Source organism: Pseudocnuella soli (genome assembly GCF_004347775.1).
Taxonomy (GTDB): Bacteria; Bacteroidota; Bacteroidia; order Chitinophagales; family Chitinophagaceae; genus Flavisolibacter; species Flavisolibacter aquaticus.
The window spans coordinates 3,607,917-3,630,490 of the sequence record NZ_CP037755.1; the positions used below are offsets into that span (position 1 = coordinate 3,607,917).

At 50.0% G+C, this 22,574-nt stretch carries 21 protein-coding genes; 13 read left to right on the top strand and 8 right to left on the bottom strand.

Features of this window, described 5'->3' with window-relative positions; all coding sequences use genetic code 11:
• The first annotated feature begins 85 nt into the window (after positions 1-85).
• Complete coding sequence (locus EPD17_RS14830; RefSeq protein ID WP_132055404.1) at positions 86-1,018, top strand: phosphoribosylaminoimidazolesuccinocarboxamide synthase; 933 nt, start codon at positions 86-88, stop codon at positions 1,016-1,018.
• Between the two features lie 387 nt (positions 1,019-1,405).
• Here EPD17_RS14830 and trhO read toward each other — a convergent pair whose 3' ends face one another.
• The 5 genes from trhO to EPD17_RS14860 form a co-directional block, all read right to left on the bottom strand.
• Positions 1,406-2,440 (bottom strand): oxygen-dependent tRNA uridine(34) hydroxylase TrhO, encoded by a 1,035-nt coding sequence (gene trhO / locus EPD17_RS14840; protein ID WP_132055406.1) that lies wholly within the window; start codon positions 2,438-2,440, stop codon positions 1,406-1,408.
• A 272-nt stretch (positions 2,441-2,712) separates the two neighbouring features.
• Positions 2,713-3,063, bottom strand: a complete 351-nt coding sequence (locus EPD17_RS14845; RefSeq protein ID WP_132055407.1) for a hypothetical protein — start codon at positions 3,061-3,063, stop codon at positions 2,713-2,715.
• Between the two features lie 191 nt (positions 3,064-3,254).
• Positions 3,255-3,620, bottom strand: a complete 366-nt coding sequence (locus tag EPD17_RS14850) for a hypothetical protein (protein WP_132055408.1) — start codon at positions 3,618-3,620, stop codon at positions 3,255-3,257.
• A 51-nt stretch (positions 3,621-3,671) separates the two neighbouring features.
• Positions 3,672-6,128, bottom strand: a complete 2,457-nt coding sequence (locus EPD17_RS14855) for a penicillin acylase family protein (protein WP_132055409.1) — start codon at positions 6,126-6,128, stop codon at positions 3,672-3,674.
• 205 nt (positions 6,129-6,333) lie between these two features.
• The gene (locus tag EPD17_RS14860; protein WP_132055410.1) at positions 6,334-6,990 is read right to left on the bottom strand and encodes a protein-L-isoaspartate(D-aspartate) O-methyltransferase; all 657 of its coding nucleotides are present in this window, start codon (positions 6,988-6,990) and stop codon (positions 6,334-6,336) included.
• A gap of 231 nt (positions 6,991-7,221) precedes the next feature.
• Here EPD17_RS14860 and EPD17_RS14865 point away from each other — a divergent pair, with 231 nt between their 5' ends.
• Positions 7,222-7,806 (top strand): methyltransferase family protein, encoded by a 585-nt coding sequence (locus EPD17_RS14865; RefSeq protein WP_165929624.1) that lies wholly within the window; start codon positions 7,222-7,224, stop codon positions 7,804-7,806.
• Between the two features lie 245 nt (positions 7,807-8,051).
• Here EPD17_RS14865 and EPD17_RS14870 read toward each other — a convergent pair whose 3' ends face one another.
• Positions 8,052-9,773, bottom strand: coding sequence for a phospho-sugar mutase (locus EPD17_RS14870; RefSeq protein ID WP_132055412.1), 1,722 nt, complete (start codon positions 9,771-9,773; stop codon positions 8,052-8,054).
• Between the two features lie 295 nt (positions 9,774-10,068).
• Here EPD17_RS14870 and EPD17_RS14875 point away from each other — a divergent pair, with 295 nt between their 5' ends.
• The gene (locus EPD17_RS14875) at positions 10,069-10,929 is read left to right on the top strand and encodes a DUF2279 domain-containing protein (protein ID WP_132055413.1); all 861 of its coding nucleotides are present in this window, start codon (positions 10,069-10,071) and stop codon (positions 10,927-10,929) included.
• Positions 10,930-11,216: 287 nt separating this feature from the next.
• Here EPD17_RS14875 and EPD17_RS14880 read toward each other — a convergent pair whose 3' ends face one another.
• Positions 11,217-11,720 carry a phosphoribosyltransferase family protein gene (locus EPD17_RS14880; protein ID WP_132055414.1) on the bottom strand — a complete coding sequence of 168 codons (504 nt, stop codon included), beginning with the start codon at positions 11,718-11,720 and terminating at the stop codon, positions 11,217-11,219.
• A gap of 111 nt (positions 11,721-11,831) precedes the next feature.
• On the opposite strand from EPD17_RS14880, the gene EPD17_RS14885 reads away from it, so the two are divergent.
• The 4 genes from EPD17_RS14885 to EPD17_RS14900 all read left to right on the top strand — a co-directional run bounded on the left by EPD17_RS14885 (position 11,832) and on the right by EPD17_RS14900 (position 15,490).
• Complete coding sequence (locus tag EPD17_RS14885) at positions 11,832-13,154, top strand: (Fe-S)-binding protein (RefSeq protein ID WP_132055415.1); 1,323 nt, start codon at positions 11,832-11,834, stop codon at positions 13,152-13,154.
• An 85-nt stretch (positions 13,155-13,239) separates the two neighbouring features.
• A complete protein-coding gene (locus EPD17_RS14890) occupies positions 13,240-14,136 on the top strand; it encodes an aldo/keto reductase (protein ID WP_240040636.1) in 897 nt (298 codons plus the stop codon).
• A gap of 90 nt (positions 14,137-14,226) precedes the next feature.
• Complete coding sequence (locus tag EPD17_RS14895; protein WP_132055416.1) at positions 14,227-14,535, top strand: hypothetical protein; 309 nt, start codon at positions 14,227-14,229, stop codon at positions 14,533-14,535.
• A 154-nt stretch (positions 14,536-14,689) separates the two neighbouring features.
• Positions 14,690-15,490: an alpha/beta hydrolase gene (locus EPD17_RS14900; protein WP_132055417.1), complete on the top strand. Its 801-nt coding sequence runs from the start codon at positions 14,690-14,692 to the stop codon at positions 15,488-15,490.
• Between the two features lie 101 nt (positions 15,491-15,591).
• Here EPD17_RS14900 and EPD17_RS14905 read toward each other — a convergent pair whose 3' ends face one another.
• A complete protein-coding gene (locus EPD17_RS14905) occupies positions 15,592-17,013 on the bottom strand; it encodes a S41 family peptidase (protein WP_132055418.1) in 1,422 nt (473 codons plus the stop codon).
• Between the two features lie 135 nt (positions 17,014-17,148).
• On the opposite strand from EPD17_RS14905, the gene EPD17_RS14910 reads away from it, so the two are divergent.
• The 6 genes from EPD17_RS14910 to EPD17_RS14935 all read left to right on the top strand — a co-directional run bounded on the left by EPD17_RS14910 (position 17,149) and on the right by EPD17_RS14935 (position 22,538).
• The gene (locus tag EPD17_RS14910; RefSeq protein WP_132055419.1) at positions 17,149-17,472 is read left to right on the top strand and encodes a hypothetical protein; all 324 of its coding nucleotides are present in this window, start codon (positions 17,149-17,151) and stop codon (positions 17,470-17,472) included.
• A 113-nt stretch (positions 17,473-17,585) separates the two neighbouring features.
• A complete protein-coding gene (locus tag EPD17_RS14915) occupies positions 17,586-18,410 on the top strand; it encodes an endonuclease III domain-containing protein (RefSeq protein WP_204743174.1) in 825 nt (274 codons plus the stop codon).
• Positions 18,411-18,551: 141 nt separating this feature from the next.
• Complete coding sequence (locus EPD17_RS14920; RefSeq protein WP_132055420.1) at positions 18,552-19,685, top strand: mechanosensitive ion channel family protein; 1,134 nt, start codon at positions 18,552-18,554, stop codon at positions 19,683-19,685.
• Between the two features lie 349 nt (positions 19,686-20,034).
• The gene (locus tag EPD17_RS14925; protein WP_114233546.1) at positions 20,035-20,307 is read left to right on the top strand and encodes a KGG domain-containing protein; all 273 of its coding nucleotides are present in this window, start codon (positions 20,035-20,037) and stop codon (positions 20,305-20,307) included.
• 208 nt (positions 20,308-20,515) lie between these two features.
• Positions 20,516-21,289, top strand: coding sequence for a sulfite exporter TauE/SafE family protein (locus tag EPD17_RS14930; protein WP_132055421.1), 774 nt, complete (start codon positions 20,516-20,518; stop codon positions 21,287-21,289).
• A gap of 358 nt (positions 21,290-21,647) precedes the next feature.
• Positions 21,648-22,538 (top strand): 3-hydroxyacyl-CoA dehydrogenase family protein, encoded by an 891-nt coding sequence (locus EPD17_RS14935; protein ID WP_132055422.1) that lies wholly within the window; start codon positions 21,648-21,650, stop codon positions 22,536-22,538.
• Positions 22,539-22,574 lie beyond the last annotated feature (36 nt).

Consider the following 22,574-nt stretch of genomic DNA (forward strand, 5'->3'; position numbering starts at 1 on the left):
AAGGAATTGATTGCGATCCTAAAAAAATTTGCGGCATACACTCCTGTTGTTGCACCTTTGAGGCAGCACTGCAAACCAAATATTTATGCCGCAATTCGAGTTTCCGGACCAAATGGGTTTTTACCAGGGAAAGGTGCGTGATGTGTACACCATCGACAACACCCTGCTGGTGATGATCGCCTCCAACCGCATTTCTGCTTTCGATGTTATTTTACCCCGCCCCATTCCTTATAAAGGACAGGTGCTCAACGGCGTTGCGGCTTTTATGCTGGAGCATACAAGGGATATTTGTCCCAACTGGCTTATTTCTACACCGGCGCCCAATGCGGCCATTGGGTACAAATGCGTGCCTTATAAAGTGGAAGTGGTGGTGCGTGGCAATCTTTGCGGCCATGCATGGCGCACCTACAGCAGCGGCAACCGTATGTTGTGCGGCGTGGAAATGCCGGAGGGATTAAAAGAAAATGACTTTTTTCCAACACCGATCATTACCCCTACCACCAAAGCCAGCGAAGGCCACGACGAAGACATATCTGTTGCCGACATTATTCGCCACGACCTGGTAAGTGAAGAGGAATGGGCAGAGGTTGAGGCATATGCGCTGGCCCTTTTTGCCCGTGGCAACGAGCTGGCCCGCAAGCAGGGCCTTATCCTTGCCGACACCAAATATGAATTTGGCAAACGCAACGGCCAGATTGTGCTGATGGATGAAATACACACACCTGATTCATCCCGGTATTTTTATGCCGACGGCTTTGACGAACGCCAGCAGCGCGGTGAAAAACAAAAGCAGCTGAGCAAAGAGTTTGTGCGGGAATGGCTGATCCAAAACGGCTTTATGGGCAAGGAAGGGCAGGCCGTTCCGGAAATGTCAGACGAATGGATCAACACCATTTCGGAGCGCTATATTGAGTTATACGAAAAAGTTACCGGCACCAGTTTTCATAAAGAAGCCCTTGATGATGAAGAAACGTACGGCCGTATTGTGGAAGGCTTGCAGGAAATCAGGAAGAAATAAAGGTTGGCAGTTGACAGTTGGTAGTTGATAGTTTTTGGCGAAAAAGAACGCAACGTGGAACTGAAGCACGTCGTTGCGAGGCGCAGCGCAGACCGACAACTGTTTGTGTTACCGGCGCCGAAGCAATCCCCGGCACAACACCAGTAACATCTTCGTGGCTAACGAATTTTTTGAATTGTTGGAGATTGCTTCGGCGCATTAGTGGATTAAGTTTTACAAAGCCTGCTGCGCCTCGCAATGACGCTAATATTAAATACAAAGGCCGCTGCACTGCAGCGGCCTTTGTATTTAATATTATCCGTTACCAATTATCATCCGCACACTATCAACAATCAACTACCAACTATCAACTGTCAACTATCAACTGTCAACTATCAACTAACCCCTCTACTCCCCCAGCCTCGGTCGCAGCCGGCTTTTTGACTTGTTGAAATGGCGGGTATCTTTCTGCACACCTTTGCGTAGTTCGGCCTGCACTTCTTCGGGCAGGTGAATCACTTCTTGGCAGTTGGTGCTGCAGCAGCCTTCATATTTTTCCTTGCATTCGTCGCATTGAATAAACAATAAATGACAGGCTTCATTGGCGCAGTTTACATGCGTATCGGCGGGCTTGCCGCATTGGTGGCATTGTGCAATGATCTCGTTTGAAATACGTTCACCCAGGCGATCGTCGAACACAAAATTTTTGCCGCGAAACTTATTGGCTAAGCCTTTGTCCTTTACATTATTGGCATAATAAATAATGCCGCCTTCGAGGTGGTACACCTGCGTAAAGCCCTGGTGCAGCATGTAAGCACTGGCTTTTTCGCAGCGGATGCCACCGGTGCAATACATGATGATGGGCTTATCCCGCGCATCTTTTAGCATGTCGGCGGCCATGGGCAGCTGTTCGCGAAAAGTATCCGAAGGCACTTCAATAGCGCCTTCGAAATGGCCTACTTCATATTCGTAGTGGTTGCGCATGTCCACCACAATCGTGTCTGGGTTTTCTGTTAGCTTATTGAATGTTTCAGCATCTACATATTTACCCCGGTTCTCCATATTGAATGAGGGGTCGTCGATGCCATCGGCTACAATTTTTTCCCGCACTTTTATTTTCAGCACCCAAAACGATTTGCCGTCATCATCCACCGCTACGTTCAGGCGCAGGCCGTTCAGCGGCTCGATGGAATACAAGTAAGTTTTTAGCGCTTCAAAAGAAGGCTGCGGCACACTGATCTGCGCATTGATGCCTTCGTGTGCCACGTAAATGCGGCCAAACACTTTTAATTGATCCAAAGCAGTATACAGCTCATCGCGAAATACTTTGGGATCGGCAATAGGAAAATACTGGTAAAAAGAAATGGTGGTACGCGGTGTGGTTTCGGCGTACATACGTTTTTTCAACTCCTCGTTGGAGACGCGGTTGTGTAATAAAGCCATGGGTTAAATTTTAAGGACGCTTGCAGGGCGAACAAAATTTTCAGCGCCGCAAAGATAACCCGTAGAGCGGATGAAAAAACCTAATCTTCGTCAATTGGGAATTGGGAAACGTGAATCGTCAAACGTGAAAGGTGCAGCAGTTTGGTTATGCTGCGCAATGTTCAATTCATTGTCACATCACCAACCTGCTGCACCCTGAATTTTAGATGCAACTATTTATTGACGATTCACCATTGACGATTGACGTTTCACGTTTGACGTCACAAGCCTCACTAAATCGTTCCCGTTAAAAACAGGATCAGGCCCACAATTGCCAGTACCAGGGCGGCAATGGGATAATAGAATACCAGTACCAACGCAAGAATGCCGATCAACACGTACAAAATGATCTGGCGTTCGGTGGCCGCTGTGCGGGAAAACATAGAAGATGCTTTTTGCTTTACCATCAGCCAGGCCGCCTTACGCTTTAACTGGCGCAGTTGCTTGCGGCTTTTTTGGCCGGCATAAACGCTTAAAAAAATGGCGCTGAGCAGCGACGCAGCAGGGCTATCGGCCTCTGGCTGCTGCGCACGAGTATTTTGGGTAACAACGGGTTGCTGGGTGGTGGTGGTCATTAAAGCCATACGGTTGGTATTTCTTTGGTTTATAGGTTGCCGCAAAGGTAATAAAGGCATACCCAGTTGAAAAACGAAAAATGAAATTTAAACCGGTAAAAAATGTGTGGCAAGAATTGCTGATACAATTGGATCAACAGCAAGTGGGTAAAAATGCTTTCACAAACAGTTTACACGCCGAAATAATTGCAGCAAATGCATCAATACCGGCTATCGTCCTGCTGCATCAACTTGCGCAATTTGCCACCAGTCAATGCTGCAAAGCCGCCCACCAGTGCGCCGATCAGCGCAGTAACCAACACGAGTAGTACAGTTGAATTGCCCAGTGAAAAAAGCTGCGCAACTTTTTGCGACAGCAGGCTGTTGTTGCGTGTATCTATCCAAACGGCAACCGCAGCCCACAAAATAAAAATTCCCAGGAAGCCGGCACCAAAACTGCCCCAGCCCTTTTGCGGCACCAACAGCGCCACACCAAAGGCTACAATCGCCAGGCACCACCACGGGAAAAACATTCCGGCTACGTAGGCCAGCAAGGCAATCAAAACAGTGGAAAGTAAAAAGCGCATGATGGTGTACGTTATAAATTATTGATCGCTTGCATTAGTTTTTAAAGAACATCAGGCAGGCTCAAAATTGAGCACCCATTTTACCCGCTTGTCCGCTTTTTCTTCAGGCTGCATTACCCAAAGCCGGTAATATTTGGAGGCCGCCCAGGCGCCCACAAAATTGTCGTAATAACGGCTACCGGGGTTACCGCTCTGCCCGCCGGGATACACGCCATAAGCCTCGGTTTGCGGCGTCAGGTGCACCACCATGCGCCAGCTGGGCCCGTGTGTGCCCGACATAGCGTTGAGCGAACGGGTGCCGCCGCCGGTTTTGATTCCGGTGCGGGCAAAAGGCGTAACCGCAGTGCGCAACAGGTGATAAATTGAAGTGTTTTTGCGGCGCCACCATTCCAGGCTATCGTTGTCGCCGGCCTGCAGATCGGCAGCGGCACGGCGCAATGCAGCGGTCACCTGGAACTGCAGCGATTCTTTTTCCGGCGTACCTACATCGTCCACATACTGCATGGCCGAATCGCGGAGCAGCCACTCGATCATGGTTTGTGCTGTGGGGTATTCACGGCGTTGTTTGATGCGGGTAAATTCATCTTCCCAAATGGCAGAATCCAGTTCGGTAAGCCAGGCACGGAAAATGCTTGGCGCTTCCGATTCGGCATCGTTTACAAAATTCCATTGGCCTACTGCTTCCACCAGCCTGTTTTCACTAACGTTGAGCGCCTCACGGGACACGTACCGCAGTAACATCGGCACAGCCATCCGGGCAAAAAAATCCTGGTTGTCGCATTGCAGCCGCATCATATCACTAACGGTTATGCGGTTCATTTGCTGCAGTTGCGTATAGGCACTGATGCCACGGGCTTCGGCATAGTCGCCGGGAATAAAATAAGGATAAGTGCTGTCCACCGGCCGCTGGTTGGCGCTTTGGATAAAGCCAATTTCGGGATTAACCACATGCGGGTTTTCGGCCGGGGGAATAAAGCCCTGCCACATGTAGCTGCTGTCCTCACCGGGCATTACGTACAACCCCTGCCCTTTCCACAAGGCCGGAAAACGACCTTGTTGCCACAGCGCAATGGTGCCCTTTTTGGAGGCAAACAACATATTTTGTCCCGGACAGGTAAAATGCTGGATGGCCTCGTAATAGTCGGAATAATTTTTTGCGCGGTCCAGGTAAATCCAGGTGAGCACCTCGTTGGAAGGATCGTGTGCTGCCCAGCGATAAGCCAGGCCGCGATCTGTATCTACCGGCACGCCTTCGGCTGAAAAAGTCTGGTCGTACAGTACCGGCCCAAACATGGTGTAGGCCACCGTATCGAGCACCACACCGGCGCCCCGCACCGCAATTTGCTCCACCCGCTGCTCTACGGGTTTCCAGGCACTGTCAAACCAATATTCTGTTCGCGATGCATCGCGGAAACGCACATCATAGTATTCGCCCACATCGCGGCCGGCGTTGGTAAAACCAAACGCGATGCTGTCGTTGAAACCAATCACCACACCAGGGATGCCGGGAAAAGAAACGCCATAGGCATTGACCAGTGGTGTTTTTAATTGCATTTCGTACCAGATGGATGGAAATGAAAGGCCAAGGTGCGGATCGTTGGCTAAAATAGGACTGCCCGAAGCAGTTTTGCTGCCGGCCACCGCCCAGTTGTTGCTGCCGTTGAGCCGCGAAAATTGCTGCGCCGGTTTCGACCGGAGCGAAGTATCCCGTTGAAAAAAAAGCGAGTCGGCGGATGCCGGTTTACGCGGTTTTATCGAAGGGGTATCGAAAGGCGTACCCGCCGGCACAATGGGCCGGGCCGAATCTGAAACCTGCGGATACAAAAGGTTGATCTGGCTTTCGCCAAAAATGGCCTTGGCATTGGAAAATTCAATATCGCGGTGGTAGCCGCGGCCTGCAAGGTCGGCGCTCATCAGCTTGATGAACAGCGCCACTTTCAGGTTGCTCCAAGGCTCGGGTTTATAATCCAGCAACTTGTATTCAATGGGCAAGTTGCTTTTGGAAAGCGAATTAATATAAGCATTCACACCGGCGGTGTATGCATCCAGCACTGCTTTCGAAACCGGGTTTGCTTCCATTTCCCTTAACGCTGCTTCGGCGCCGTACACCATGCCTGCGCGGCGCTGTTCGCGATCAAAGCGGATGTATTGCGGGTTGTTGCCCAAGACCTCCGAAATACGGCCGGATGCTGCACGAGTTTGAAATTCCATTTGCCAGAGGCGGAATTTTGCATGCAAATATCCCTGTACAAAATACCCGTCTTCTTCACTGTCGGCCATTACATGGGGCACCAGCCGCTCATCGAGGTAAGCAGCGGCTTTGCCCTGCACACCTTTCAGGCGCAGGTCGGCCGAAAAATTGTGGTCCTTTGCTTCTGCATTTTGCCAAAACCCTTGCTGTGGGCTTAAAAAGCGACCCAGTGGCGGTACGGATCCCCATTTATTATCGAGCCCGATAATGAGGGCGATGGTAATGATTGCCGGTATTAAAAACGAAACAATGCGCATAAGCTGGTGCCTCCGCCGGAGGCCGTTGGTTTAATTGGCGGCAGAACAGGAGCAAAATAATTCTGTTTGACAAACAATTCAACCGAAACTCATCCTTAACCGAAAATATATTTTAGGGGATGGGGTTTTGAACCACGAAGACACGAAGTACACGGAGCGGCACGAAGGAAAACAAAAAGGCGATCGAACATGTGATGTACGCTCCTTAGTCATTTTTTCCTTGCAGCATAGGCACAAACGAAAAGCGGTCGAAGGCTTCTTCGTAAAGGGTTCCGTCCGCGTTTTTGGTAATGCGTTTCATGATCTGCGTTTGCCCCGAATCCACAGGTATCACCATCATGCCACCGGGCTTCATTTGTTCGATCAATTTTTCCGGGATAAATGGCGCAGCCGCGGTGATCAGCACTTTATCGAACGGGCCAAAAGTAGGCAGGCCTTCAAAGCCATCGCCGTAAAAAAATTTGATGTTGGGGTATTTGCGCAGGTATGGAAAAGTTTTATTGAGCTCGAACAGTTTTTTTTGTCGCTCAATGGTAAATACCTGTGCGCCCATTTCGGCCAGCACTGATGCCTGGTAAGCGCTGCCGGTGCCTATTTCCAGCACTTTCTGAAAAGGCTGCACTTCCAGTAGTTGCGTTTGATACGCCACTGTGTACGGCTGCGAAATGGTCTGGCCTTCGGCGATTGGGAAAGCACGGTCCTCGTAAGCGACCTCTTCAAATGCCGAATCAAGAAAATAGTGGCGGGGAATGTTTTCGATGGCAGCCAGCACTTTTTCGTTGGTAATGCCCTTAGAGCGAACCAGGTCGGTTAGTTTTTTGCGCATTCCCTTGTGCCGGTAACTGTCGTCGTACTTTCTCATGCCGCAAAGATACGCCGCTGCCGGCCACCTGCTGATAATGAAGCTTTTACAGGGGCTGAAATTAGCGCTGTACAAATGCGTTTAAGCCCGGCAGTTACAGCGTAGGGTTGCTGTGGAAAAATATTACAACCCACAGGCGGAGTTACATTTTTACCGAAAATAAAAACGACGGAATGGCACAGCATTTTGTATCATACATACATGCTGCAGCAACATGTTCTTCTGGCCGCAATGTGGATACTTTTTTGTGCCCTGCACAGCCTGTTGGCCAGCATAAAGGCAAAGCAGAGGGCGCAAAAGCTGATGGGCAAAGGGTTCAGGCTATACCGGCTTTGGTATACGGTGTTTGCCTTTGTATCGCTGGGTGCCGTGGTGGGCTACCAATTATCAATCGATACGCCCTACCTGTTTACGCCCACGCTGCTTTCCAATATTGCCGGTGCGCTGATTGGTGTGGGCGGGCTGCTGGTGATGGGCATTTGCATCCGCAAATATTTCATGCACCTGAGCGGCCTCAAGAGCCTGTACCTCAACGATGAGCAAGCGGCCAACAAACTGCAGATCAGCGGCATTCACCGCTTTGTGCGGCACCCGCTATACACCGGCACTTTTATGGCCATCTGGGGGTTGTGGGTGGCCGTGCCGCAATTATCGTTGCTGATTGTCAATGCCATTATTACCGGCTACACCATTTGGGCCATAAAATGGGAAGAGCAAAAGCTGCTTCAGGAATTTGGTGACGATTACCGCAGGTACCAGCGACAGGTGCCGCGGCTACTGCCCCTACCTGGAAGAAGCACATCCCATAGCTTTTAACGAAGAAAAACAGGCCTTCGTCGAAAACAAACCTTTTGCCCCGGTGATTCGTCTTTACTTTGTGGTGCTGATCAAAAATCGACCCTGACACAGAAAAACCACAATATATTAAGACCATCCACCACAAGAGCAAAAGGGCACCGTTAGGTGCCTTTTTAGCGTCCGGAGGTATGCATTAAAAAACCCAATAATCAACAATTATTCATTACTAATTATTGATTATTGGGTTTCTGTTTTTATACCAGTTATAAACTTAAGTCGGCAATAATGGTTTGGATCTTTTGGCGCAGCTCCCCTTCTACTTTTTCGTAATCTGCAACTGAAGCCAGCGGAGCATTTACACTAAAATAAAATTTGATCTTGGGCTCTGTTCCCGACGGACGAGCACTCACCTTGGTACCGTCGGCGGTTTCAAATTGCAGCACATTGCTCTTGGGCAATTCAATAGGCGACTGGCTGCCGCTTTGCAAATCGGTGCGTACCCGCTTTTCATAATCGAGCAGCGTGGCCACAGGGCTGCCGGCCAAAGTTTTGGGCGGGTTATTGCGGAAACGCTCCATCATTTCGGCAATCTGCTGCTGCCCGTCGCGGCCTTTTTTGGTAATGGAGATAAGGTGCTCGAGGTAAAAGCCATATTGCACATACAGCTCCTGCAGTTTTTGATACAAGCTGCGGCCTTTCGATTTTTCGTAAGCAGCCATTTCGCATAAAATAGCCACTGCCGAAATCGCATCCTTATCACGCAACTGCGAACCGATCATCAGGCCGTAGCTTTCTTCGCCACCGATGATATAATTTTCGGTGGCTTCTTTTTCTTTAATCAGTTCGGCAATCCATTTAAAACCGGTGAGCACATTGTAGCACTGCACGCCATTTTGGGCTGCAAACACATCGATCATGTTGGTGGTAACAATTGTTTTCACCACCATGTCGTTGGGCTGCGCCAGGCCTTTTTCCTTGCGGCTTTCGATGAGGTAATTAAATGCCAGCACCGCGGTTTGGTTGCCGTTGAGCAGCACCCATTTGCCTGCATTGTCTTTTACACCAATACCCACGCGGTCGCTGTCGGGATCGGTGCCTAACAAAATATCAGCATCAATGGCTTCGGCTTTTTTCAGGCCAATGCTCATCGCTTCGCTTTCCTCGGGGTTGGGGTAAACCACGGTGGGAAAATTGCCATTTGGTTCGCTTTGTTCTGCAACAACGGTTACGTTGTCGAAGCCATATGCAGCCAGCACCCGCGGCACCAGCGTAATGCCCGTACCATGTATGGGCGTATAAACGATTTTAAGATCGCGCTGCTCTTTGATCACTTCGGGGTTCACGCTGAGGCCCTGCACCATTTTGATGTAGGCTTCATCCATTTCAGCGCCAATGATGGTGATGTTGGCTTCGCCGCCGCTCCACTTCACTTCATCCACGCTGCCAATTTTTTCCACTTCGGCAATCACCGCTTTATCGTGCGGCGGCACCAACTGGCCGCCATCGTTCCAATAAGCTTTGTAGCCATTATACTCTTTAGGGTTGTGCGATGCGGTGCACACTACGCCTCCCTGGCAACCCAGTTGGCGGATGGCAAACGAAAGTTCCGGCGTGGGGCGCATGCCCTCAAACAAAAACACTTTAATGCCATTGGCCGCGAAAACATTGGCGGTGGTTTCGGCAAAAAAGCGGGCATTGTTGCGGCTGTCGTGTGCAATGGCCACTTTTATTTCGCCTTCAAAGTTTTGGCGCAGGTAATTGGCAAAGCCTTGTGTGGCCATGCCTACGGTATATTTATTCATCCGGTTGGTGCCAATGCCCATGAGGCCACGCAGGCCACCGGTGCCAAATTCAAGGTTGCGGTAAAATGCATCGGCCAGTTCTTCGGGCTGTTCGGCCTGCAGCTTTGCTATTCCACTTTTTACTTCCGCATCGTAATTGCCGTTGAGCCAGGTATCTACGCGTTGTTGAATGGCAGCATCCATTGCTTGAATAGTTTTGTGTTGAAAAAATTTATGCAATTGTACAAAGGAACCTCCGGATTTGCCCATTTGGCGCCGGATTATTGACCCAATATATCAATTGCGCCACGGCTGCTACCAAACACATGCCGGGGTGGCTTGGTGATCCCGTCATTGCACTTGCTGCTTCCTGCTTACTTTTGGGCCCGTGAAAAAATTGCGTTGTTTACTGCTTTGTTTGGCGTGGCTGCAAGTATGGGCGCAGGATACACTGCTGCCGAATGCAGCACCGCATAGTACAATTGCTTTTAGCTCTTCAATGAAATGCCCGATTGGTATTCCCAAAAGCCGCCAGCTTTGGGTTGGTGCCGCATCCGCTGGCTTTGCCATCGGTTCCCTTATTGTGCTCAATGAAGCCTGGTATAAACAATATCCCCGAACTTCTTTTCAAACATTTGACGATAGCCGCGAATGGTTGCAAATGGACAAAGCCGGCCACGTTTGGACGGCCTACCAGGTGGCCCGCGGCACCAGCGGGTTGTGGCAATGGGCTGGTGTTCCCAATAAAAAAGCAGTGCTGCTCGGCAGCGCTTCCAGTCTTGGTTACATGACCATCATTGAATACCTCGATGCACGATCCCAAAAATGGGGATGGAGCTGGGCCGATGTAGGCGCTAATGCTGCAGGCACACTCCTGTTTGCTGCGCAACAAATGGCTTGGCAGGAGCAAAAAATGCAGGTGAAATTTTCGGCTGCGCCACGCCGTTATACCGGCATGCTGCAGGCCCGTGCCGACAACTTATTTGGCCCTTCGGTGCCGGAGCGGCTGCTGAAAGATTACAACACCCAAACCTATTGGTTAAGTGCCAACCTAAGTGCTATCACAAAAAGCACAGCACTTCCCTCCTGGCTCAATATTGCAGTTGGCTATGGCGCAACGGGACTTTGGGGCGGGTTTGAAAATAAAGCGGTCGATGCACAAGGAAACGTGGTATTTAACCGGGCCGACATCAGGCGCCAACGGCAATGGTACCTGGCGCCGGATATTGATTTTACGCGGATCAAAACCAACAGGAAGGGTATGAGAACATTGCTCACCGCACTTAATTGCTTAAAATTTCCGGCGCCGGGTTTGGAATGGACAGGTGGAAAGGTTAAAGCGAGATGGATCGCGTATTAGGGGCTAATTGAATAAAGAAGCTTATTTAAGTCAAAAGGCAAAATTCAAAAGTAAAAAGCTGGTATCGGGTCAGTTTTTATACAGAGCACAACGATCAAATTTTTATTGAAAAATGATCCACGCTTATTCACCACATTTTTTTTGAAAAAACAGCATCAGGAAACGGCGCAGCAACCGGGCTGAAATTTATTTTACTTCTACCATTTTATTTTTCTGAAGGAACAAAAAAGCAAAACAAAAACAGCAATAAAAAACGATTGACAAAAAGTAGCCAGCTACCTTTTCCATCATTCCAAAAACGCACCGGTTATTTCATCGCCTTCCGTATCCACTTGAATATGATCTTGCAGCGTGGTGGATAGCGACAATCCCACAAAATCAGATGTAACAGGAAACAGTTTGTGGCTGCGCTCCACTAACACCAGCGTTTGAATGGTCTTAGGCATCCGGTCCAAAAAAGGTTTCAGCGCAAACAGCAGCGTACGGCCGGTATCGGCCACATCGTCTACCACCAAAATATTTTTACCGGTAATTTCCACATCGCCGTCAATGGTGGCTGCAACCGGGTTCTTTTTATCGAGCCGGATCGTAGCCACTTGAATATCGATGTTCAATACCTGCGCCAGTTCGTCAATCAGTTTGCGGGCTACCACCATGCCGTTGCCCTCCACACCAGCCACCACCAGGCTTTTTTCTTCGGTATTGCGTTCCGCCACTTCCAGGGCCATGCGGCGCATCCGGCGTTTGATATCAGATTGGGAAAGAATGGCGCTGCGCTGTGTGGTCGTCATAAAAAATAATTTGTACGCGGAAAACTTTGACCTGCACCTCCTGTTGCACCAATGCACAAGAGGGAAAGCCAAACCGTTAATTGTTTATTTTAGCAAATCTAATTACGGAACATGGAGGTTGTACAACAAATTTTATTCTTGCTGCTGGCGGGCATTGCTATTTTTTTATTTGTAAAAAAAGCCGCAGCCATCCGGCGCAATATTGCTTTGGGCCGCGATGAAGACACACAACCCCACCCCGACCGCTGGTGTAATGTGCTGCTGATGGCATTTGGGCAAAAACGCATGTTTGATAAACCACTGGTGGCCGTGCTTCATTTCATTTTGTACGCCTCGTTTATCATCATCAACATTGAGGTACTCGAAATATTCCTCGATGGCGTACTGGGTACCCACCGGTTGTTTGCACAGCCACTGGGTGGCTTTTATACGTTTGTCATCAATTTCTTTGAAATACTGGCCGCGTTGGTGATTGTTTCCTGTGTTATTTTTTTGGTGCGGCGCAATGTGCTCAATGTACGCAGGCTAAACATGCCCGAGCTGGCCGGATGGCCACGCAGTGACGCGAACTACATCTTGTTTTTTGAGATTGTATTGATGTCGCTTTTCCTGCTGATGAATGCTTCGGACCGCGCCTTGCAGCTGCAAGGCCATGGACACTACGCCGAATTATCCACCAATTTCTGGATCTCTGGTGGCATTGCATCCCTTTTGCAAAACCTGCCTGCCGCAACGCTGGTAGCCATTGAGCGCATTGCCTGGTGGCTGCATATTGCGGGCATATTTGTGTTCCTAAATTATATCCCGTACTCCAAGCACCTGCACATTGTTCTGGCTTTTCCCAACACCTATTATGCGCGGCTCGCGCCGCAGGCCGAAATGACCAACATGCCCGAAATTCAGCGGGAAGTATTGTACGCCATGGAGCCCGATAAAGTGCCGGCAGAAGCGGCCGAAGCACCCAAGAAATTTGGAGCCCGCGACATTACCGACCTGAGTTGGAAAAACCTGCTCGATGCCTACACCTGCACGGAATGCGGCCGCTGCACGCAGGCATGCCCTGCCAGCCAAACAGGTAAAAAATTGAGTCCACGCAAAATCATGATGGACACCCGCGACCGCATGGAAGAAGTAGGCGCCAAAACGACGAATGGCGTGGTTGCCGAAGATGGTAAAAGTTTGCTGCACGATTACATCACTACCGAAGAACTCTGGGCATGTACCTCTTGCCAGGCCTGCGTTCAGGCATGCCCGGTACTGATCAATCCACTGAGCATCATCAACCAGTTGAAACGTTACCTGGCACTGGAAGAAAGCAACCAGCCCGCCGAATGGAACGGCATGTACAGCAACGTAGAGAACAATTTTGCGCCGTGGAAATTTGCACCGGACGACCGCGATGCTTGGGCAGTGGAATTGAATGAAAAAGGTTAAACGACCTTTTGAACAATTTTGTAATGGAAAGGGTGCTCCGCTTGGCGGGCACCCTTTTTGCCTTTCGACCATTTATATTTTACTTATGCTGGAAAAACGCAAACTAGGCAACTCCGACCTGTATATCAGCCCGGTAAGTTTTGGCTGTATGTCGTTGCAAAATGGTGCCCCGGAAAACACCAAACTGTTGCATGCTGCGCTGGAGGGCGGCATTAATTTTTTCGACACTGCCGACCTCTACGATAAAGGCGCAAACGAACAACTGATTGGTGAAGCATTTAAACACAAACGCCAGGATGTGATCATTGCCACAAAAGGTGGCAACCAATGGCGGCCGGATGGGTCGGGCTGGGACTGGAACCCAACGAAAGCATACATTTTGTCGGCAGCAAATGAAAGCCTGCGGCGCTTGCAAACAGATTATATCGACCTATACCAGATCCACGGCGGCACCACCAACGATCCGCTGGATGAAACTTATGAAGCATTGCAGATACTGCAGCAACAGGGCAAAATCCGCTATTGGGGCATATCGTCGATCCGACCCAACGTGGTGCGGTATTGGGTAGAAAAAGGCGGCATCACTAGTGTCATGTCGCAATACAGCTTGCTGGACCGACGGCCAGAAGAAACGATTTTTCCACTGCTCCAGGAACATGGCATTGGGGTGTTGGTGCGTGGGGCGCTGGCTCAGGGCTTACTGGCGGGCAAGCCGGCAAAGCCATACCTCGAACACACTGAGGAAACAGTAAAACAGGTAGCAAATGCAGTGGCGCAAAACAGCCTTGATGGCCAAACACAATCGGGCATTGCAATAAATTGGGTCCTGCATCATAGCGCAGTTACATCCGTAGTTGCAGGCATCCGCAAAGCCAGGCAGCTTACCGAAGCGCTTGCAGCAATGGCACAACCGCCAATGGACCAAAAAGCAGAACTGCTTACACAGACGGCGCCTGCACTTACATACCAGCAGCATAGATAATACTTAGATATTTCTTATTGCACAAGACGTTTCCATAGTGATACAGGTGCGTGGCATACAATCTGATATGTTGTAGCTAAACAAAGAACCATGGATAAAAACTATCCCCAAAATGATGACCTGGGACAACCCGGTGAGATCAGGCAGTACGACCGCACCGACGGACCCGACAGTGTACGTGGCGACGACCTGAATCCTAATCGGGAGGCGCAGGGCACCCCGCTGTATGTGACCGATAACAGCACGCTGCAAAGCCCTGAAGAAGATGCCCATGACCGTAGTGTGCAGCCGGGTGCAAACGACAGCGTTCGGGTTTCGAACGATGATATCAACGAGCCCACTCCGCCACGCATGGCCGACGATAACGGCCAGCAAAGCAGCGGGCGGGATACCGAATAAGCAACAGTTTTGGAGTTACAAAAATGCCGGTGCAGCTAATTGCACCGGCATTTTTGTGTGCCTGTTTCATTAAAAATTTAAAAGGAAACCGGGGCTGCAACAAATTATATTTTAAATCACTTCGTGCCTATATTCACGGCCTCAAAAACCAAACATGAGCAAATACACAATCCTGCCCCTACTGCTATTGCTGTGCACAGCAGCCACAGCGCAGATGGATGAGCGTTTTTATTTTCCTTCCAAAGACATCAAACCAGCCCTCGACTCGGTGCCGCATGAAGACGTTGTGCTGCCTGTTGATTCGGCACAGATCACCGGCATTTTTATAAAACCCGCAGGCAAGCCCAAAGCAACGGTGTTGTTCTTTCACGGCGCCGGCGGCAATGTTTCCTCCTACCTGTTTATGACGAAACCATTGGTGGCTGCGGGTTACCAAGTGTTCATGGCCGACTTCAGGGGATATGGCAAATCAACAGGAAAGCCTACCCACCGCAATATTGCCTCCGACGGGCAGCTGTTGTTCAATTACCTGTTGGCAAGGCCCGATGTGAAAGCCACTAAACTGGTGATCTACGGCGCATCGATGGGTACGCAGGTGGCCGCAAACCTGGCCCGCAACAATGAAGCAAAAGTATCGGCGCTGGTGCTTGATGGTACCATCGCTTCTTTTTCGGATATAGCCGCCGATCATTCGCCGGAAGCGCAGCGTGAAATGATCCGCAAGGGCCTGCCCTCGCCTTACAGTGCAAAAGAAGACATCAAACATATTGGCGCCGTGCCGGTGCTGTTCATCCACAGCAAGGAAGACAAGGATGTGCCTTTTTCCCACGCCGAAATGGTGTATCAAAATGCGCCGGGCAAAAAATCGTGGCTGGTGTACAGCGGCAAACACCTCGAAGCAACCAAAGCCGACGAACCCGGTGTGATCAACGCAATCAACGGAATGATAAAATAGTTAGCCGTTCGTTTACCAAAAAAAGTGCTTGAACAAAAAGTTTGGCGCAATATAAAATGCCCGGGTGTTGAGCCCGGGCATTTTATTAAAACAAAAAACTTTTATTTATCCAACAGCAGGTGCATATCGCCTTTCCGCGGATCGATCATGCCCCGGAAGTCGTCTTTGGCAATGAAGGTGTTGGCTGCTTTCAATTGCGGTGAAGGCGCCACGTACTGATCTTTGCCACGGCCATCCATCCTGCCGTTGAACGAACCGGTAGTGATGTAGCGCACCGCCTGTTTCAGGCACGATTCGTCTAGATCGCCCCAGTCTTTATCCAGGCCATCGGCTACTTTCGAATCCACCGCAAAACCATTGAAGTAATTGCCGCTGCCCAGTTTATTGGTGCTGCGCGATGATACCGGCAGAATGTACCAATCGCCGATGCCGATTGGGAAGTAACCAACCGGCTTGCCATAAGTAGCATCAGAAAAGCCCACCAGTTTTACATCCATATAAGGCTTCAGGTTGTTGATGAGCAGCTCCGATGCAGACGCCGTGTTGTTGCTCACAATCACAAACAGACGCGGCAGGTTCAGCGAGCCTTCTTTTTTCACATAAGTGGTGTCGTTAAATTCTTTGCTGTACAGCTTATTGTATTCCTGCTTCATCAGCACGCTACCGTTTGCCGACGGCGGCAACAGGTAACCGGCCAATTTGTTTTGATAGGACACATAACCTCCACCGTTGTAGCGCAAGTCGAGCACCACATCATTTACCTGTGCGGCAGTAAAGCGGCTAAACACCCGCTGGAAATCGGTGAAAATCTGCTCCTGGTTGCCGAGGAAAGAATTAAACACCATGTACCCGATTTTTTTACCGCCAACGGTGTACACCGAATCAAGGTAAACGGGGCGCTCCTGGTATTCGGCTACGCTGAGGTTAATGTTGGCCTCGCTGCCATCGGGCTTGCTAAAGGTGAATGCAGTATTAGTGCTTTGGTAAACAGCATTTACAATGGCGTTGGCGTTGGCCACTTTCATATTGGTGCTGCCGTTGAGCCCCGTGATGCGCCAGCCGCGACGGATGCCCGCCTTGCCTGCAGGCGATGCCGGCTCTACCGAACGAACCCGCAAATCGCCATCTTCTTTAAAGAAAATGGTGAGGCCAAAATCGCCGGCGATGCCCGACGAAATATTGTCCCACTCCTCCTGTTTTACCGCAAAGCTCCAGCGGTCAACCGCTTGGTTGAACCCGGGCTCCTTGCTAAACTGGCGGATCTGAGTCATCACCTCGTTGAGGTCGGCATAAGTGCGGGGATTAAAGCTGGAGGGCAGCTGCTCGTTCCAGAGGTAAATTTCACGGGCATACAAAAATGCCGTGTCCTTTTGCCGGTCGGCCAGCGTAACAGCCGGTGGCGGCGGAGGTGTGGTAGGCGGCGGTGTGGTGGTGTCTTCTTCAGCCTTTTCTTTTTTACAGGCAGTAACCAGAAACAGGCCTAACAGGGAAACCCACACCCAGCGGTTGTTGTTCAAACTCATGTGTTGTTGATGTTGTTATTATCTTTTTTCCGAAAGTGTAATAGAAACGAATTTACGAAGGCTTCATTGCACCGGATTTCTAAAACTTCTGGTTCAGCGCACAACAAACTGTTAACCTTCTGCCCTGTTAATATAATGCAGTTTGACCAGAAATGGTTCACCAACCGCGACGCAAAATCGCTGCCTTTTTTAAGCCGCACCAGGTGGCACAATATTGTTAGGGTGTTTTTAAAAAACATCATGAATACCGAACAAAACAAAGAACACCAACATAAGGACCGAGGCCACGAAAACGAACATGCCGGGCGGGGCAGCGGCCAGCAAGGTGTAGATAAAGCACCGGGCGAAGAACCTACGACGGATGATGTGCAGTTTTCACAGGAGGCCTTCAAAGGCAAAAAGGTAGATGCCGATCTTTCCAATGAAGAAGAGCGGCCCGGCGAACAGCCTTCGATCTAAAGATTTTGTGCGGCAAAAACAGCCGCAACAGCAAACTAAAAAAGCAGCCCGTTGGCTGCTTTTTTATTGGTACGTCCTTCGCCACACGTGGTTTTTCGTGCTTTAAAAAAAGGGTGAGACGAGTATTGAATGAGAAATGGCCGCGCAACAACATTGCTTCGTGCAACCTTCTTGCGCAATGCGAAATACAAAATATTCCGGTAAAACACAACAGCCCGGCTTTTATGCCCTCCACGCATGGTATTATTGTTGAAGCCTTGCGGCAAAGTGAGTGGATGAAAACGCCGTTTGATATCCCGGAAATGTTCCGCCGCATTGAAGCAGCCATAGCGCCCTTTCCAAAAGCTGCGCTGTTCGATTTGTACGAACGGGGATACACCACTCTTTTTGAACAACTGGTAGCCTGCGTTATTTCCATCCGCACCCTCGATGAAACCACCATCCCCGTTTCGCTGCGGCTGTTTGGCGCGGCCCGCACGCCGCAACAAGTGTCGTCGCTTTCCCCACAACAACTCGAGGCCTTGTTGTATGGCAGCACCTTTCCGGGGCAAAAGGCGGGTACCATTATGGGCATCGCCCAAAAAGCGGTGGATGATTGGGGCGGCGAGCTGCCCGCCGATGCGGAGCAGTTGATTAGCCTGAAAGGCGTTGGGCCCAAATGCGCCCACCTGGCATTGGGCATCGCGTCGGGCCAAATGGCCATTGGCGTGGATATTCATGTACACCGCGTCACCAACCGTTGGGGATATGTGCAGGCACCCACACCCGAAAAAACCATGAAGGCGCTGGAGGAGCGGCTGCCCCAATCGGAATGGGTAGCCATCAACCGGTTGCTGATGCCGTTTGGCAAACACATTTGCACGGGCAAATTGCCCAAATGCAGCACCTGCCCCGTACTGGAATATTGCATGCAGGTTGGCGTAGAAAAACACCGCTGAGGGCATTAAATGACCACCTTAAATGTCGAACCGACATCTCCACGATGCCGTTTTCATTTTTGCCGGTTATTTTTGACCCGATATTATATAGGCGCTGGGCCGGTTTCACCGCGGCGTCCTTTTGTTTACCCAACACCCACCATGCAAGAATACATCAGCGACCTGCTGCGGCAGTGGCAACTTCCCAAATCGTACTGGAACATTATCCTGATTGCCGTAGCCATTATTTTGGGCTTCATCATCAAAACGGTGCTGTCGGCCTTTATCCGGCGCAATTCTGAAGAAGGCAAATCTTTTTCGTTGGTGCAATCCATCATCACACACTTGGGCGGGCCCCTGTCTTATTTTATCCCACTGTTTATATTAAACATATTGGTACCGCTGATGCAACTGCCACCCATGGTGATGCACCGGCTGAGCAAGGCTGTTGAAATTGGCCTGATCATTACTTTTTCGTGGCTCCTCATCCGCAGCATTAAGGTGGTGCAGGATTATGTGTTGCACCGTTTTGATTACGCCAAAGCCGATAATCTTCGGGAACGAAAGATCCGGACACAACTGGTGTACCTGCGGCAAGTGCTTACCGGCCTTATAATCCTGCTCACTATTGCGGCCGTGTTGCTATCGTTCAGCGCCATGCGGCGCATTGGCGCGGGCCTGCTCACCGGTGTGGGTATTGGTGGCATCGTGGTGGGCTTTGCCGCACAGCGGTCGCTGGCCAACCTGTTGGCCGGTTTTCAAATTGCATTTACCCAACCCATCCGCATCGACGATGTGGTGGTGGTGGAAGGCGAATGGGGCCGCGTGGAGGAAATAACCTTAACCTACGTGGTGGTGATGATCTGGGATGAACGCAGGCTGATCTTGCCCATTACCTATTTTATTGAAAAGCCGTTTCAAAACTGGACCCGAACGGGCTCCAACATCATCGGGACGGTGTTTGTTTACGCCGACTATAACCTGCCGGTGGACCAGTTGCGACTGGAACTGGACCGGCTGGTAAAAGACCACCCGCTTTGGGACGGGCGGGTAAAAGCCATGCAGTTAACCAACACTACCGATAGCGTGATTGAAATACGGTCGCTGGTGAGTGCTCATAATTCCGGGGCTGCGTTTGAGTTGCGTTGTTTTGTGCGGGAAGGACTGGTGGCATTTATCAACCGCGAATACCCGCACTGCCTGCCGCGGAACCGTACTGAACTGGACTGGACGCAGAAGGCCGGCGTCGATCAACCTGCCGGAGACGAGGCGCCCAAACAGCCTTTTAAGGTGTAAAAAAATGGGCCGCCCCGGTGGCCATGTATTGTTTAGCTGTCCCAACAAATGCAGATACAATTGTTTGCAACTGCAGTATGGCTGTTACAGCTCAGCACCTCATTTTACCGCCGGGCACCAAATATTTGGGTTTGAACCGCTAAAGGTTTACTCACATTACAATTATTTATACCTTTTTTTGTTCAAAGCTCAACTTTGGTGCGTTCATTGCTGTGTTTCAGGAAAGCACCAAAAACGGCCACTTATACCAATTTTTCCTCATCCGCTACCCTGATGTACATCGAGGAAGTCTTGGCACTTATTTGGCTTTGGGGCTCTAGTCATTCTTTAACCATAAAACCTACTGATCATGGCAGAAAACCGAAATCAGGGTAGCAAGCAAAATGCTGCTGCAGAAAACAGTGGCCAGCAAAGCAGAACATCACGCCGCGGTTTTGCATCGATGGATCCCCAGCGTCAACGTGAAATTGCATCGGCCGGTGGCCGCGCAGCACACCGCCAGGGTGTAGCACACGAATGGAGCTCGGAAGAAGCCCGCGAAGCAGGCCGTAAAGGTGGCCAAAACTCGCATGGCGGCGGCCGCAACCGCTCAACTGAACGCGGCCAGGACAGAAACCGTTAAACCAGGGGCAAATGCTTGAACGAATTTGGTGCGTCAGTAGCTGACGCACTTTTTTTTGACCAGTGATGTCTATGATTTGAAAGGATTTGCAGGAAAGCTTCTATCGAAACCTGCTTTTTACCAGCTACAAATTGGATGAGTTTTCCATTCTAAAACTCCTTCAAATCCTTTCAAATCATATAAATCACCGGTTACCTTTGCCCTCCCGATGGATACTTCCCTTGTTCAGTTGCTGCTGCTATGTGCGGCAGCTTTTTTTGCCGGTTTTGTTGACGCCATTGTGGGCGGTGGCGGGTTGATACAAACGCCGGCGGCGCTGGTCATTCTGCCGAATTTACCCGTTGTAAATGTCATTGGCTCACTGAAAATTCCGGCATTCAGCGGTACGGCCATTGCCACCGTTCAATACCTGCGCAAGGTGGCCGTACGCCACGAATTAGTGCTCCTTATTTGTTCCCTGGCGTTTGTCGCTTCTTTTGCCGGCTCTTATTTGCTAACGCTGGTACCCAACGATTTTATGAAACCGGTGTTGCTGGTGGTATTGTCGGTGGTGGCGGTTTATACCTACACCAAAAAATCGTTTGGGCAACACAGTGAGCACACACTAACCGCATCAACTGAGTTGGCGTTAGCGGCCATTGCAGCCATCCTGATCGGGTTTTACGATGGTTTTATCGGCCCGGGTACCGGATCATTTTTGGTGCTGTCCTTTGTCGGCTTGCTTCATTTCAATTTCCTAAAAGCGTCCGCACATGCCAAGCTGGTAAACCTGAGCACCAACCTGGGTTCCATTATTTTGTTTTTGCTAAAAGGAAAAATCATTTGGGCCATTGCCCTGCCCATGGCTTGTTGCAACGCATTGGGCGGATTTGTGGGTGCCCGCCTGGCCATTGCCCGCGGCAATAGTTTTATTCGCATCTTTTTCCTGTTGGTGGTTGTAGGTACGCTGTTGCGGTTTTTGTGGGATGTGGTGGGAAGGTAGGGGGCGGAATTATGAGTTATGAATTGTTAGTTACGAGTTTGAACTTGATATTTTGATACAGGTAGTATTTACCTATTTACTAAATGAAATTCTGAATAGATAAACACCTCCCGTCATTGCGAGGCGCAGCGGTAGCTTTGCACTGAAATGCATTTATTGCGACGAAGCAATCTCCTGCGACAAAACAAAACGCCAGATCAGGAGATTGCTTCGGCGCCATTATTTATTCAACAAACAGGCACCTTCTGCGCCTCGCAATGACTTCAATAACGGCTGCACCTTACACCTACTTGACGCCTAACGCTCAACTGTCAACTCCCAACTGCCACCTATCCCCTCCCTCCTTATCTTCGCCCATATGAAAAAGATTGCTGTCATTGGTGCCGGAACCATGGGTAACGGCATTGCACATGTGTTTGCTCAAGCTGGCTTCCCGGTTTCCCTCATCGATGTTTCGGAACAACAACTGCAAAAAGCAGTGCAAACCATTTCCAAAAACCTGGACCGGCAGGTCGCGAAAGGTACGTTGGATGCTGCTGCAAAAGAAACCGCATTGAGGCACATCACCACACATGCCTCGCTGGCAGCCGGTGTGCACGATGCAGACCTGGTGGTGGAAGCGGCCACTGAAAACACCGAACTCAAACTCAAAATATTTCAGCAACTCGATGAACATGCACCGCAGGGTTGCATCCTCGCCTCCAATACTTCTTCCATTTCCATAACTAAAATTGCCGCTGTTACCAACCGGCCCGAAGCCGTCGTTGGTATGCACTTCATGAACCCGGTGCCGGTGATGAAACTGGTGGAAATCATCAACGGTTATGCTACGAGCAAAGAGGTGACCGATACCATCGTGGAGCTCAGCAAGCAACTGGGTAAAGTGCCTTGTGTAGTGAACGACTATCCCGGTTTTGTGGCCAACCGTATTTTGATGCCCATGATCAACGAAGCCATTTACACGCTGTTTGAAGGTGTAGCAGGCGTTGAGGAAATTGATACCGTAATGAAATTGGGGATGGCCCACCCGATGGGGCCGCTGCAGCTTGCCGACTTCATTGGTCTTGATGTTTGCCTCTCTATTTTGCAGGTGTTGCACGATGGTTTCGGCAATCCTAAATATGCGCCCTGCCCGCTGTTGGTGAATATGGTGATGGCAAAAAAACTGGGCGCAAAAACAGGCGAAGGTTTTTATACCTACACACCGGGAAGCAAAGAGTTAGTGGTGAGCAAAGGATTTAAAAAGTAACAAGTAATCGATTTGATAAAAAGTATAAACAAAAAG